Here is a 14561-nt window from a genome sequence, read left to right on the forward strand (position 1 = left end):
CCCGCGGCCCGGTCCCGGGCGCCTTCGCGGGTCGGTCCCGGGCCGCCGGGAACGGCCCCGGGAATCCCCGGGTCAGGGCGTGCCCGGCGCCGAGGTCCCCGTCTCCCGCTCGGGTGCGGCCGCGTCGTCGCCGCTCAGCGCCAGCCAGCCACCCACACCCAGCGCGACGAGCAGCACCAGGGCCGCGGCGCCCAGGGTGAGGCGGCGCTTGCGGACGGCGGCGGACTTGTTGCGGGCCGAGCCGGGGCGGGGCGTGCCCGGGGAGCGGGGGGCCCTGGCGGTGCCGCGGGGGCCGCCGGAGAGTTCGTCCGGGGCCGGGACGCGCATGCTCGTGTGGGTGTCGCGGTTGGCGTCGGCGGACGAGCCGGGGACCAGCGGGACCGCGCCTCGGCGGCGGGGTTCCTCGGGGGCGGGGGCGTACTGCTGCTCGTCGTACGCCTGGGGTTCCGGCTCGGTGTCCGGTTCGTCCACGTCGAGCGGAGGTATGCCGCTCAGGTGCGGGAGCTGCTCGCGCAGCCGGGCCGCGAGCTCGGAGGCGCGCAGCCGGGATGCGGGGGCCTTGGCCAGGCACTGGACCAGGAGCTGCCAGAGTTCGTCGGGGATGCCGGGGAGCGGTACGACTGTCTCCGTGACGTGCCGGCGCAGTACGGCGCCGGGGTGTCCGCCGCCGAAGGGCGTGAAGCCGGCGAGCAGTTCGTACAGGACCGTCGCGAGGGCGTAGATGTCGACGGCGGCGCGTGGCGGCAACCCCTCGACTATCTCGGGCGCCAGGTAGTCCGGCGTGCCGATGATCTTGGTGGCCTTGGTGCGTCGGGGGGTGTCGATCAGTTTGGCCACACCGAAGTCGGTGAGCAGCGCCGGATGCGAGTGGCCGGGGCCGAGCGGGCCCTCCATGTCGAGCAGGATGTTCTCCGGCTTGACGTCGCGGTGGACCACACCGGCGGCGTGGGCGGCGGCGAGCCCGTCGGCGACGTCCGCGATGATCGCCACGGCGGCCTCGGGCGCGAGGCGGCGTTCGCGGTCCAGCCGGGTGCGCAGGTCGGTGCCGCGTACCAGGTCCATGACCAGCGCCAGGTCGTTGCCGTCCACCACGAGGTCGCGGACGGCGACGACGTGCGGATGGTCGAGTCCGAGCAGGGCGGTGCGCTCCTGGACGAAGCGGCCCACGAGTTCCTGGTCGGACGCGAGGTCCTCGCGGAGCAGCTTGATGGCCACCGGGCCCTCCGGCCCTTCGCCGAGCCAGACCGTGCCGGCGCTGCCGCGCCCCAGGATCTGGTGTGCGGTGTACCGGCTGCCGATATTCCGTGCCAAGACTGCTCCCTCAGCGGCTGGCGATGGACCGTCGCTCATGACCCCCGGTCGACAAAGTTACGCGTCGGCCGGGGGGTTGAGTGCCCGGGATGGTGCCAACCTTCACTTCTGCGGGCGATATGCGGTGGAAACTGGCCCGTGGAAGTCGATATAGCTACAGAATTGATGGTGCTGCGGCCGCTCAGGGGCCGGTGTTGCCGTTGCTGCTGTCGCTGCCGCCGCCCAGTTCCGAGACCCAGTCGGTGACCGTGGAGACCGCGTCGCCGATCGCCTTCCAGTAGCTCTTGCCCTGGCCGATCCAGTCCTGCAGCGGGGTCAGTTCCCAGATCAGCCAGCCCGCGACGAACAGCAGCACCAGGGTGAACAGACAGCCCTTGAGGCAGCCGAGGCCGGGGATCCTCATCGGGTTGGCGCTGCGCTGCCTCGGCTCGCGGGGCTGGCGCGGGGCCGGCGGCTGGGGTGCCGGCTGCTGCGGAGGCGCGTACTGCTGCCGCTGGGGCTGCTGTTGGGGCTGGGGCTGCGGCTGGTACTGCTGCTGCCGGTGCTGGGGGTACTGCTGCTGCGGCGGCTGCTGGTACTGCTGGTGCTGCGGCGGCTGCTGGCGTCGCTGGGGCTGCTGTTGCTGGGGCTGCGGGCGCTGGGGGCGGCGGCGCAGCGGGTCCTGGCCCGGGTCGAGGTACTGGACCTGGGTCTGCTCGTTGCGGTCGCGGGCCGCCTGGAGCTGGGACTGCCAGGGGTGCGGGCCGTCGGGCTCCGGAGGACCGTCCGGACGCGGCGGTACGGGCGGCATGACCGAGGTCGGGTCGGCGTGGCCGCCCGGGCCGGGGGCGTGCTGCATGACGCTGGTGGCGGCGTTCGGGTCGAACGAGCCGGCGTTGCTCGGCAGCACCTGCGTCGGGTCCGCCGCGCCGGGGGTCTCCGGAACGGCGGCGGGCGCCGGGTCGGGAGCGAGCAGTGCGCCCACCCCGTCGGCCGCGGCGATCTGGGCGGAGTTGGCGTGCACACCGATGCCGGCCGCGACGGTGCGCAGACCGCGGGCCAGGTTCTCGGCGCTGGGGCGCCGGTCGGGGTCCTTGCTCAGGCAGCGCTCTATGACCGTCCACAGCGGGGCCGGGACGCTGGAGGGGCGGCGGGGCTCCTCGCTGAGGTGGCGGTGGAGCACTTCGAGGGCGGTGCCGCCGGCGAACGGCGGCCGGCCGGTGACCAGCTCGTACAGCAGGATGCCCGCGCCGTAGATGTCGACGGCGGAGGTCTGCGGGCGGCCCTCGGCGGACTCGGGCGCCACGTAGGCGGGGGTGCCGACGAACTCGTGGGTCCGGGTGAGCCCCGGGGAGTCGGCCAGCCGGGCGATGCCGAAGTCGGTGAGCATCGGGCGCATCTGGCCGTCGCGCTCGTCGAGCAGGACGTTGGCCGGCTTCAGGTCACGGTGCACGACGCCGTCGGCGTGGCTGGCGGCGAGCGCGTCCGCGATCTGCGCGGTGAGCAGCGCGGCGGCGACCGGGGTGAGCGGGCCGTTCTCGCGGAGGTAGCGGTGCAGGTCGGGGCCGTCGATCAGGTCCATGACGAGGGCGAGGAGGTCGCCCTCGACGACCAGGTCGCGGGTGCGCACGATGTTCTCGTGGGTGAGCCGCAGCAGCACGGAGCGCTCGCGCAGGAACCGCATCACGACGTCCGCGTCGTTGGCGAGCTCCTCCTTCAGGACCTTGATCGCCACGGTCTCGCCGGGCTCGCCGGCGACGGCCGCCTCGGCGCCCGCGGTCTCCCGCTGGCGGGCACGCCAGACGGTGCCCGTGGCGCCGCGTCCGAGCGGCTCCTCCAGGAGGTACTTGCTGCCTACCGGCCGCACGTCATGCGCTCCCTGCAGATCGTGGTGCTTACGGTGTTCCCGGATCCGCCGGGAGTTCCGGCCCAACTCTAGGGCCTGTCGTCAAACTGCTGTGGCCGCCCGGAGGACTGCCCCGTCACCCGGAAAACCGCCGTTGCCGCCCGGCGGGCGCCGTCCGGCGGCGTGCTCCCGCCCACCGTGGTCGATGCCGCCCCCGAGGCGGTACCGGCCCGTTGCGGAACAAGACGCTCACATCGGGCGGATGGTTGCCGCACACGTGTACGACGAACCGCCCCGGAGGCTCTTCCGGAACGGTTCCGTCACCGCGGACGGCGTTCCAAGCAGGCACTTATGGGCGCACAGCCGACGTTTCAAGATCACTTAGCGGTGACCGCCGGGCGTGTTGTCAGTGGCAGGTGCGAGGATGCCTCCAGCACGGACTGTGGGGTCGGGAGCCCCGCGCGCCGTGACGAACCTGTACCGGACGACGCGTCCGTGTCGGGTGGGGGGATTCACAGGGCGTTTCCCCTGCCCGGCGCCCCGCGCAGAAGGGACCGCTGACGGCGATGCAGATCCGGCTGACCGTCCTCGCGCCGCGCAGCGGCCAGACCCCGGCGCGCGCGTGCGACGTGCTGGTCACCGCCCCGTCGGGGACGGCGCTCGCCACCGTGGCGTCCAACCTGGCCGCGGCGGTCCTGGGGCCCGACGGCTCGCTCGGCAGCGGCGCGGTGGTGCTGTTCGCCGGGCGCGAGCGGCTCGACGCGCAGCGGTGCGCCCTGGGCGAGCCACCGCTGGTGGACGGGGCGGTGCTCTCGCTCCAGGTCCCGGGCGAGGACGAGGCGGTGGACGACGCCGTTCCGGCGCGGCTGCACGTGGTCGCGGGGCCGGACGCGGGCGGGGTCCATCTGCTGCACGGCGGCAGGATCCGGATCGGCCGCTCCGCCGACGCGGACGTGCCGCTCGACGACCCGGATGTGTCCCGGCTGCACTGCGCGGTGACGGTCTCCGCCGACGGCCTGGTCTCGGTGGCGGACCTCGGTTCCACCAACGGCACCCTGCTGGACGGCGCGGAGGTCCGCGACCGCCCGGTCCGCCTGAAGCCCGGTGCGCTGCTGCGGCTCGGCGAGTCCACGCTCCGGCTGACCTCGGGCGCCCCCGAGCCCGCGCTGGCCACGGCGCCGGACGGCGAGGGCCATCTACGGGTGTCCGGCACGACGGACCCGGCCGGTGCCGACGGGAGCGCCGCCGAGGAACACGGCTCCGGCCATGGGTACGCCCCACCGCCTTCCGCCGGCCCCGCGTACGGCGACGGTGGCGGTGACGACGGGCGCCCCGGCCCGGCGCGGCCCGCACCGGGAGACGAGCCGCCCCGGCGGGGCGGGATAGGCGCCTGGGCCCGCCGGCTCGCGGGCAACAAGGGCGAGCCCGTCCACGAGGCGACACCCGACGGGGCGGGCACGGCCGAGCCGGTGTTCCCGGCCGGCCGCGCGGCGCCCCCGGGGCCCGCCGCGCAGAGCGTCTGGCCCGACCCGGCGGCCGTGCTGCTGACCGCGCTCGGCCCCGGCCCCCGGCTGTGGGAGCGCGGCACCACCCACCCCGAGGCGCTCGTGGTGCGGCTGGGGACGACCGACCGGGCGGAGCTGCCCGCCGTGCCGGTCACGGTGGGGCTGCGGGAGGCCGGTTCGCTCGGGCTCGCCGGGCCGCGGACCAGGCTGGCCGGGCTCGCCCGTTCGACGGTGGCCCAGCTCGCCGCGCTGCACTCCCCCGCCGATCTGGAGATCGTGCTGATCAGCACGGACCGCGCCCGGAGCGCGGAGGAGCGCAGACGCGAGTGGGCCTGGCTCGGCTGGCTGCCCCATCTGCGGCCGATGCACGGCCAGGAATGCCGGCTGCTCCTGGCGTACGACCGCGAGCAGGCCACCGCCCGTACGACGGAGCTGGTGCGCCGGCTGGACGACGGGCCGCTCGGGCCCGGCTGGGCGAGCCAGGACCGCGCCACGATCGCCGAGGCCGCGCAGCGGTACACGGGTCCGTACACCGTGGTCGTCGTCGACGGCGACCCCGGCTCGGCGGCGCTGCGCGAGAACACCGCCCGGCTGGCCGCCGCCGGTGCCGCGGCGGGCGTCCATCTGATCTGTCTGGCCGAGACCCCGGCCGCCACCCCCACCTCACCGGTCGCGGCGACGTACGAGGCCGCCTGTCACGCCTCGATCGCGTTCCGCGAGTGCGGGGCGGTGGCGATGCTGAGCGGCGATGTGGCGACGGCCCTGCGGCTGCTGCGGACGGCGGACGGCCGGGCCGCGGGCCGGGGCACGGTCGCCGCGGTGGACGCGGTGTCGGCGCACTGGGCCGAGCGGTTCGGCCGGGCGCTGGCCCCGTTGCGCACGGAGGGTGCCGCCACCGCTCACGGCCGGCCGGCCGCCGCGCTCCCGGCCACCGCCCGGCTGCTGGACGAGCTGGGCCTGGCCCGCGCCACCCCGGCCTCCCTGATGGCCCGCTGGGCCTCCACCGCGGACGACCAGCCCGGTGCCACGGTGCGCGGTTCGGGCCGCTGGACGGGCGGGCCGGCGGGCGGCGGGACGGACGGCGGCGACACGGGCAGCCCCGGCTCGGGCCGTACGGAGTATCCGCGCGGCCCGGCCCCCCGGGTCGGCGCCCAGCGGCTGGGCGGCACGCCCGGCCCCGACGGCACGGCCGGGTACGCCCCGGGCTCGGGCCGCACCCCGTACCCCGGCAGTGAGAACGCCACGCACATCGGCACCCCGGCCCACCCCTTCGCCCCCGACGACACCCACGGGTCCGGCCGCACCCCGTACCCGGACTCCGGCCGCACCCCGTACCCCGGCTCCGGCCGCACCCCGTACCCCGGCTCCGGCCGCACCCCGCATCCCGGCGGTTCCGCGTCCCGGGTCGGCGGGCAGCGTCACGGCGGCGCGCCCGGGGACACTCCGAGCTCCCGGACCGTTCCCGGGACCGGGACCGGCTCCTGGGGCAGCGGCGGCGGCGACGTCCAGGGATCCGGCGGTCCGCGTTCCGCCGGATCCGGACACGGCTCGAACCGGGTCAGCGGACCGCGCGGCAGCGACACCCCCCGGATCGCCGCGCGAGGCGCCGAGAGCGCCACCACCGCGGGGCACCCCGCCGCGGAGGCCGTCGCGGGCGCCGGGCCGGCCACCGGTGCACCCGCCACCGCCGAAGGCACCGCCGCGGTCGGGCGGCCCGTGGTGGTGCTCGGGGCCGGGCCCCGGGGCGCGGTCAGCGTGGATCTGGCGGAGGAGGGCCCGCACCTCCTCATCGAGGGACCGGCCGGCAGCGGGCGCACGGAGCTGCTGCGGGCCGTCGCCGCCTCGCTCGCCGCGGCCGCCCGGCCCGACCTGCTGGGCATCCTGCTGGTCGACGGGGCGGGCGGCGACCGCGGCGAGGGCCTCGGCCCCTGTACCGAACTCCCGCACGCGTTCATGCACCTGGTGGCCTCCGATCCGGTCCGGATGCGGGAGTTCGCGCAGGCGCTGGGCGGCGAGCTGAAGCGGCGCGCCGAGCTGCTCGGCCCGTACGACTTCACCGAATGGCACCACCGGCACGAGGTGGCCCGGCGGATGGTCGGCCAGCGCCCGCCGGCCGGCACGGAACAGCGCGGTGACGTGGACGCCCCGATGAGCGGGACGCTCCGGCTGCGCCCCGCCTCCGCGTCCCCGGCCCCCGGGCCCTCTCCGCTGCCCCGGCTCGTCGTCCTGGTCGACGACTTCGACGCGCTGGTCGCCCCGGCGCTCGGCAGCCCCGGCCGGCCGGCCGCCGGTTCGGTGGTGCGGGCCCTGGAGACCGTGGCGCGGGAGGGCGGGAGGCTGGGCGTCCATCTGGTCGCGGCGTCGGCCCGCCCGGAGCGCACGGAGGACACCGACCTGGCCCATGGGGCCCGGCTGCGCATCGTGCTGGACGCGCCGGTGGTCCAGCCGTCGCCGGAGGACCCGGCGCCCGGGCGGGGCAGGCTCGGGCATCCGGACGGGCGGGTGACGCCGTTCCAGGGTGGCCGGGTGACCGGTCGCATACCGCGTACCGCCACGCTGCGGCCCACCGTCGTGCCGCTGGAGTGGGAGCGGATGGGCGATCCGCCGACCCGCCGCCCGGTCCGCGAGCTGGGCAACGGACCGACGGACCTGGCGCTGCTGGCCAGTGCTCTGGAGTGGGCGGCGCGTTCGGTGAACGCCGAGCCGATAGCCCCGCTCGGCCCCGTCCACAGCTGACCGGGACCGGGTCCGGACATGCACTGACATCACGTCACGAGCCCATCACGATCAAGGAGTTGACACGAGAAGCGGTATTGCGGCGTCCGGGGGCCGGGCGTAGGACTGTGCGCACACAACGATGTGAGAGACGGGGAAGCAATGCGCACAACCCTTCGGATCAGCAGGGCCGCCGCGGTGTTCACCGCTGTCGGCGCACTGGCCCTCACCGGATGCAGTGACGACGGCGGCGGGAAGGACAAGTCGGACAAGGGCTCGGGCAGCGGCAAGCAGAGCTCGTCGGTCGACCTGCCCAAGCTGGACGGCGAGAAGCTGTCGGTCGCGGCCGTCTGGACCGGTGCCGAACAGGCCAACTTCGTCAAGGTCCTCAAGGAGTTCGAGAACCGCACGGGCGCGAAGGTCACCTTCGTCCCGGCCCAGGACCCGATCGTCAACTTCCTCGGTACGAAGATCGCGGGAGGTCAGCCGCCGGACATCGCGATGATCCCGCAGGTCGGCGCGATCCAGCAGGCCGCGCAGAAGAAGTGGGCGAAGCCGGTCGGTCCGGAGGCCAAGGCCCAGCTGTCGAAGAACTACTCGAAGGTCTGGCAGGACCTGGGCGCGGTGGACGGCACCCAGTACGGCGTGTACTTCAAGGCCGCCAACAAGTCCCTGATCTGGTACAACGCCAAGGCGTTCGAGAACGCGGGCGCGGCCGAGCCGAAGACCTGGAAGGACTTCCTGAAGACCGCCGAGACGGTCTCCGCCTCGGGTGTCACCCCGGTCTCGGTCGGTGGCGCGGACGGCTGGACCCTCACCGACTGGTTCGAGAACATCTACCTCTCCCAGGCCGGTCCGGAGAAGTACGACCAGCTGGCCCAGCACAAGATCAAGTGGACGGACCCGTCCGTCAAGGCGGCGCTGACCACGCTCGCCGAGCTCTTCGGCAAGCCGTCGCTGATCGCGGGCGGCGCCGACGGCGCGCTGCAGACGGAGTTCCCGGCCTCGGTCACCCAGACCTTCACCGGCGGTGACCAGCCCAAGGCCGCGATGGTCTTCGAGGGTGACTTCGTGGGCGTCAACATCGCGCAGACGAAGGCGAAGATCGGGACCGACGCCAAGGTGTTCCCGTTCCCGGCGGTCGGTGCCGAGTCCCCCGTCGTGACCGGTGGCGACGCCGCGGTGGCGCTGAAGGACGGCAAGGGTGCCCAGGCGCTGCTGACCTGGCTGGCCTCGACCGATGCCGCGCAGATCATGGCCGAGCAGGGCGGGTTCATCTCGCCGAACAAGGGCCTGGACGCCACCGCGTACCCCAACGAGGTGCAGCGCACCATGGCGAAGGCCCTGGTCGCGGCCGGTGACTCGGTCCGGTTCGACATGTCCGACCAGGCGCCGCAGTCGTTCGGCGGGACGCCCGGCAAGGGTGAGTGGAAGACCCTCCAGGACTTCCTGAAGAACCCGAAGGACATCGCGGGGACTCAAGCGAAGCTGGAGTCCGACGCGGCCAAGGCGTACAAGAGCTGACGGGATGACGACAGCCGCAGCGGGGGGCGCCGACGCGGTGCCCCCCGCCGACAAGCAATCGTCCCCGGAGCCTTCGGTGCCCGCGCCCAGGAAGCCGTCCGATCCGGCGGCCGGCGGCCCGGGACGCGGCCGCAGGAGCGCGACCGGCACCCGCCGGTTCTTCGCGGCGCTCTTCCTGGCGCCCGCGCTGGTGCTGCTGGGCGCGCTCGTGGTCTATCCGATCGTGTACTCCGTCTACCGGTCGTTCTTCGACCAGGCGGGTACGGGCTTCGCCGGACTCGACAACTACAAGGCGCTGTTCACGGACGACACCATCCGTACAGCGGTCAAGAACAACGCGATCTGGGTGGTGCTCGCGCCCACGGTCTCCACGGCCCTCGGGCTGATCTTCGCGGTGCTGACCGAGCGGATCCGCTGGGGCACGGCGTTCAAGCTGGTGGTCTTCATGCCGATGGCGATCTCCATGCTCGCCGCCGGCATCATCTTCCGGCTGGTGTACGACGCCGCCCCGGAGCGCGGGGTCGCCAACGCCGTATGGGTGGGTGTGCACGACACGTTCAACGAGTCGGCGGGCTACCCGAAGGCGCACCCGCTGCCCGTCCACCCGCTGAAGGCCGGCCCCGGCGGCTCATTCGTCACCAAGGCGCCGGTACGGGCCGGGCAGCCCGTGCAGCTGCCGCTGGTCGGTGTGGTCCCGGCGAACATGCCGAAGGACGCGAAACCCGCGAAGGCCGCCGCGGCCGGGGACGGGAAGATCCACGGCACCGCGTGGCTGGACTTCACCAAGGGCGGTGGCGGCAAGCCCAACGTCATCGACGCCAAGGAGCTGGGGCTCAAGGGCATCGAGGTCGAGGCGGTCAAGGACGGCAAGGTCGTCGCGTCGGCGACGGCGGCGGCGGACGGTACGTTCACGCTGCCCGCGTCGGCGGACGGCGCCGGGCTCCGGCTCCCCGCCTCGAACTTCAAGGAGCCGTACAACGGGGTCGAGTGGCTCGGACCGACGCTCGTCACCCCCGGGATCATCGGTTCCTACGTCTGGATGTGGGCCGGGTTCGCGATGGTGCTGATCGCGGCGGGGCTCGCGGGGCTGCCGCGTGAGCTCCTCGAAGCGGCCCGGGTGGACGGCGCGAACGAGTGGCAGGTGTTCCGCCGGATCACGGTGCCGATGCTCGCGCCCGTGCTCGTGGTGGTGCTGGTCACGCTGATGATCAACGTGCTGAAGATCTTCGACCTGGTCTTCATCATCGCGCCGGGTTCCTCGCAGGACGACGCGAACGTGCTGGCGCTCCAGCTCTACCGGTCCTCGTTCGGCACGGACGCGGACCTCGGGATCGGCAGCGCCATCGCCGTACTCCTGTTGCTGCTGGTACTCCCGGTGATGTACGTCAACATCCGCCGGATCCGGAAGGAGGGGCGCCGATGACGACAGCGTCGACCACGGCCACGAACACACCGGCCGACAGCGCTCCGGTGAAGGCCGAGCGGTCCCTCGGCGCACGGCTGGCCGCCCGCGCGGGCGGCGGCGCGATGCGGATCTTCCTCGTCCTGGTGGCCCTGTTCTGGCTGATGCCGACGATCGGTCTGCTGCTGTCCTCGCTGCGCGGCGCGGACGACATCGCGGCGACCGGCTGGTGGAAGGTGTTCACGGCCCCGTCCGAGCTCACCTTCGACAACTACTCCCGGCTGCTCGACAATCCGACGATCACCCACTCCCTCCTCAGCACGGTCATGATCACCGTTCCGGCGACCCTGCTGGTCGTCGTGATCGGCTCACTGGCCGGATACGCCTTCGCCTGGATGGAGTTCCCCGGCCGCGACTGGTGGTTCCTGGTGGTCGTGGGGCTGCTGGTGGTCCCGGTGCAGGTCGCCCTGGTCCCGGTCTCCAAGCTGTTCGGTGCGGTCGGGATCTTCGAGACGACCTTCGGCGTGATCATCTTCCACACGGCCTTCGGTCTGCCCTTCGCGATCTTCCTGCTGCGGAACTTCTTCGCGGAGATCCCGAGGGAGCTGCTGGAGGCTGCCCGGCTCGACGGGGCGGGCGAGATCCGTCTCTTCACCCGGGTGGTGATGCCGCTGGGCGGTCCGGCGATCGCCTCGCTCGGCATCTTCCAGTTCCTGTGGGTGTGGAACGACATGCTGGTGGCGCTGATCTTCGCGGACTCCGGCTCCCCGCCGATCACGGTGGCCCTGCAGCAGCAGGTACGCCAGTTCGGCAACAACATCGACGTGCTGGCGCCCGGCGCCTTCGTGTCGATGGTGATTCCGCTGGCGGTCTTCTTCGCCTTCCAGCGCCAGTTCGTCTCCGGCGTGATGGCGGGCGCGGTGAAGTAGCCGGGCGAAGCGGACGAGCGAAGCGGACGGTGCCGCCGTCGGACGGGCCTGCGGGCCGGTCCGGCGGCGGCACCTTCAGCGTTGCTGGCCCGCCATCACCGTGACCAGGCCGATGACCACGAGCAGCGAGCCGCCCCACGTCCACATCGAGGTCCGCTCGTGCAGCACGGTCGCCCCGGCCAGCACGATCAGCAGATATCCGAGGGCGTTGAACGGATAGGCGATGGACAGCGGAACCTTGGCCAGGGTCGCCATCCAGGCCAGGGCCGACACCCCGAAGACCACCAGACCCAGGACGACCCAGGGGCTGGTCGCGGCGCGGATCGCGACGGATCCGCCGCCGTGCCCCGCGGCGGCGGCCGCGCTCTTCATCCCGTGCTTGAGCATGATCTGGCCGCCCGCCGAGGAGAACACGGCGAACAGCAGCAGCATCAGACTGGGGAGGGTCAAGACCTTGCTCCTGACTGCGGCGCCCGCGGTTTCCGGCTCCGGGGCGGGGGTGGGACGGGGGACGGCGGCCTCAGACGCCGACCCGGTCGGGATGGACGTACTGTCGGTTGAGGATGTCCTGTACATCGACGTGCTCTCCAGCGATGATCGTCTCGGCCGCATGCGGGGTGAGCAGTGCGACGTGCTGATAGCCGAACAGCGTCGGCCGGATCCGGGTGAGCAGCTTCGACACCGCGCCCAGGACCGCGGGGAGCGGCCCGCCGCCGAGCAGCGCCCAGAACGGGGCCCCGGTCGACGCGATGTCCAGGACGTCGTAGCCCGCGTCCCGGACCGTGCGGCGCAGGCTGGCCCGGGTGAAGAAGCGCAGATGCGTTTCGTCGAGGATGCCGCGCCGGTCGTAGCCGAAGACTCCGAACGCGACCCGCAGCCGTGAGTACCAGTGGCTGAAGTTCGGTACGGAGAGCAGCACATGGCCGCCGGGCCGCAGCACCTCGGCGACGTCGGCGAGCACCCGCTCGGGGCGGGAGAGGTGCTCGATGACGTCGCCTGCGACCACGTAGTCGTAGTCGACGCCGATCTCGACCGGCAGCCCCTCCTCCAGGTTGGCGAGGTGGAAGCGGGTGCACTTCTCGCGTACGCCGGGGACCTCGATGTAGTCCACGCCGGTGACCTCGTGGCCGAGGGCTTCGAGGCGCTGGGCGAACAGTCCGCCGGAGCAGCCGAGGTCGAGGACCCGGCCGGGCGGGAGGCTGCGCATCCTCTCCAGGATGACGGAGTGCGAGGATCCGTCGCCCTCCTTGAACGCGTACTCGACGGGCTTGGGGATCCAGCCGCAGGTGCCGAATCCCTTGACGGCGAGCCGGTATTCGAGGACGTCCTTGACGACGTCCTTCGCGTACTTCATGCCGTTGACGTAGCAGATCTCGTCGCCGTAGTAGGTGGGGACGGCGATCTCCTTGATCCGCATCCCCTCGTTGAGCAGCTGGACGATGATCTGGGTATCGAAGTCGAACGCGTCGGTGTTCCGGTGGATCGGCAGCTTCTTGAGCGCCGCGACGCTGTAGGCGCGGTATCCGGAGTGGAATTCGGTGAGCTGTGATCCGAGGAGGGTGTTCTCCACGCGGGTGAGAATGCGGTTGCCAAGCCATTTGTACATCGGCATGCCGCCCTTGAGTGCGGATCCGGATTTCATCATCCGTGACCCGAAGACGGCCTCGCATTCGCCGCGTTCGATCGGTGCGACCATGTCGGGCAGGAATTCCGGGGCGTACTGTCCGTCGCCGTGCAGCAGCACGACGATGTCGAGTCCGTGCTCGGCGGCCAGCGCATATCCGGCCTTCTGGTTCCCGCCGTATCCGAGGTTCTTCGTGTGCCGCATCACCACGGTCCGCGGCATTCCCTCCGTCTGCGACCAGCGGCAGCCCGCGGTGAAGGTCGCGTCATGGCTCGCGTCGTCGAGAATGAGGATTTCGGCGACCTTGGACCGGAATTCCTCCGGAATGCGGTCGAGTGTCCTCTCCAGCGTCGTCTCGGCGTTGTACGCGACCACCAGGATGCCGATCCTGGGGCTCGGGCTTTCCTTCACGGGGCGTTCTCCAGTTGCGCTCGGTACTCGGTGCTTGGTGTCTGGCGCTCGATGTCTGGCGCTTGCGGGGAGGGTCAGTTGACGGCGCAGTCGGTGCGCCGCTCGGCGCGGGACGCCGCGGCCGGGTTCCGTCCGGCGGGCGGCTCGGCCAGCGGCTCGGCGGGCGGCTGCGGCCGGGCGGCGATGATCTTGCGGACTCCGCTGACCAGGCCCCCGGCGAGAACCACCCAGCCCAGCTCGGCGAGTTGCAGCACCGTTTCGCTCCAGTGCACGGCGGAGCGGCCCTGGTAGCCGAGGACCGCCGTCAGACCGAGCAGGCAGCTGTACGCGGCGCCCTCCCAGAAGCCGACGACGAACAGTCCGGCGGCGGCCCAGGTGAGGTACTGGAGCGCGGAGGCGGTGGAGAGCAGCAGCAGCAGGCTCATGGTGACGGCGACGACGACCGGCAGCTGCGCGGGCCGCAGCCGGGCGAGCCAGACCCCGGCCGCCACACAGGCCAGCACGAAGATGAAGTGGCCGTCGCCCTCGATGTAGGTGATGAAGGACTCCGGCATGCCGAACAGGTCGGCGAACCGGACGAGCCCCCAGAGGCGGTAGCCGCCGCCCGCGTACTCCAGGACGTTCTCCTTGAGGTGCTGCGGAACGGTCAGCAGGACCGGCCCCCAGACGAGGGCGATCAGGGCCGCGAACCCGGCCGAGAAGCGGACGAACGCCGGCCGGCCCGCCCGCACCGCGACCAGGAACAGCGCCGGGATCACCACCACGGGGATGAACTTGACGCTGATCGAGAGCGCGGCGGCCACCCCGGCGGCCAGCGGCGCCTTGCGGTCCACGAGGAAATGGGCGGCGACCAGGGCGAAGGTGATGGCGACCGCGTCGGTGTTGCCGTGGTATCCGGAGGTGGCGATCAGTACGGGGCTGGCGGCCACGCCCACGCCGCAGGCGACGGCGGCGCCGAGCGAACCGCGGCGGCGCACGATCTCGAAGACGACGATCGCGCAGAAGAAGTCGGCGATCGAGGCGGGCGACCTGATCAACGTGCCGAAGGGGATCCCGAGTTCGGAGATCTCATTCAGCCCGAGAAGCATCCAGCCGGCCAGTGGCGGATGGTTGTAGACGGGCAGTCCCGGCAGCGGCTGTTCGTAAATCCGAATGGGCCCGTAACGCACGATCGCCTTTGCGAAACCGTGAAAGATTCGCACATCGGCCGGACCCGGCTTGTTCGCCGCGATCAGCATTCGGGTGATAAGACCCGCGGCGGCGGCGACGATCACCACCGCCCTTGCGCGTGACACGTTCCAGGTTTCGCATCGCA

Annotated in this window: 9 protein-coding genes; 4 read left to right on the forward strand and 5 right to left on the reverse strand. The window is 72.6% G+C overall.

Translation table 11 applies throughout. From position 1 onward, the window contains the following. Positions 1 to 72: 72 nt before the first annotated feature. Positions 73 to 1311, reverse strand: coding sequence for a serine/threonine-protein kinase (locus tag ACGF8B_RS21840; protein WP_392740929.1), 1239 nt, complete (start codon positions 1309 to 1311; stop codon positions 73 to 75). Positions 1312 to 1492: 181 nt separating this feature from the next. After that, positions 1493 to 3157, reverse strand: a complete 1665-nt coding sequence (locus ACGF8B_RS21845; RefSeq protein WP_392740931.1) for a serine/threonine-protein kinase — start codon at positions 3155 to 3157, stop codon at positions 1493 to 1495. A gap of 545 nt (positions 3158 to 3702) precedes the next feature. On the opposite strand from ACGF8B_RS21845, the gene ACGF8B_RS21850 reads away from it, so the two are divergent. From ACGF8B_RS21850 to ACGF8B_RS21865, 4 genes are all read left to right on the forward strand, one after another. Then, on the forward strand, positions 3703 to 7377 hold the full coding sequence (locus ACGF8B_RS21850; protein ID WP_392740934.1) for an FHA domain-containing protein: 3675 nt from the start codon (positions 3703 to 3705) through the stop codon (positions 7375 to 7377). 141 nt (positions 7378 to 7518) lie between these two features. After that, complete coding sequence (locus ACGF8B_RS21855) at positions 7519 to 8880, forward strand: ABC transporter substrate-binding protein (protein ID WP_392740936.1); 1362 nt, start codon at positions 7519 to 7521, stop codon at positions 8878 to 8880. Between the two features lie 4 nt (positions 8881 to 8884). Further along, positions 8885 to 10303 (forward strand): carbohydrate ABC transporter permease, encoded by a 1419-nt coding sequence (locus tag ACGF8B_RS21860; RefSeq protein ID WP_392740939.1) that lies wholly within the window; start codon positions 8885 to 8887, stop codon positions 10301 to 10303. Beyond that, a complete protein-coding gene (locus tag ACGF8B_RS21865; protein ID WP_392740941.1) occupies positions 10300 to 11211 on the forward strand; it encodes a carbohydrate ABC transporter permease in 912 nt (303 codons plus the stop codon). Before ACGF8B_RS21860 ends, ACGF8B_RS21865 begins: the two co-directional genes overlap by 4 nt. Positions 11212 to 11286: 75 nt before the next feature. On the opposite strand, the gene ACGF8B_RS21870 is transcribed toward ACGF8B_RS21865, so the two are convergent. The 3 genes from ACGF8B_RS21870 to ACGF8B_RS21880 form a co-directional block, all read right to left on the reverse strand. Beyond that, complete coding sequence (locus tag ACGF8B_RS21870; RefSeq protein ID WP_392740943.1) at positions 11287 to 11661, reverse strand: hypothetical protein; 375 nt, start codon at positions 11659 to 11661, stop codon at positions 11287 to 11289. A gap of 70 nt (positions 11662 to 11731) precedes the next feature. Beyond that, complete coding sequence (locus tag ACGF8B_RS21875; protein WP_392740944.1) at positions 11732 to 13246, reverse strand: methyltransferase domain-containing protein; 1515 nt, start codon at positions 13244 to 13246, stop codon at positions 11732 to 11734. A 74-nt stretch (positions 13247 to 13320) separates the two neighbouring features. Beyond that, the gene (locus ACGF8B_RS21880; RefSeq protein ID WP_392740947.1) at positions 13321 to 14541 is read right to left on the reverse strand and encodes a hypothetical protein; all 1221 of its coding nucleotides are present in this window, start codon (positions 14539 to 14541) and stop codon (positions 13321 to 13323) included. Positions 14542 to 14561 lie beyond the last annotated feature (20 nt).

Source organism: Streptomyces sp. NPDC047917, assembly GCF_043204345.1.
GTDB classification, from domain to species: Bacteria; Actinomycetota; Actinomycetes; order Streptomycetales; family Streptomycetaceae; genus Streptomyces; species Streptomyces sanglieri.

What these genes read in the sequence shown, in the direction of transcription:
- ACGF8B_RS21850 (WP_392740934.1), top strand. Translation starts at nt 3,703, where the DNA reads ATGCAGATCCGGCTGACCGTCCTCGCGCCGCGCAGCGGCCAGACCCCG.
- ACGF8B_RS21855 (WP_392740936.1), top strand. Translation starts at nt 7,519, where the DNA reads ATGCGCACAACCCTTCGGATCAGCAGGGCCGCCGCGGTGTTCACCGCT.
- ACGF8B_RS21860 (WP_392740939.1), top strand. Translation starts at nt 8,885, where the DNA reads ATGACGACAGCCGCAGCGGGGGGCGCCGACGCGGTGCCCCCCGCCGAC.
- ACGF8B_RS21865 (WP_392740941.1), top strand. Translation starts at nt 10,300, where the DNA reads ATGACGACAGCGTCGACCACGGCCACGAACACACCGGCCGACAGCGCT.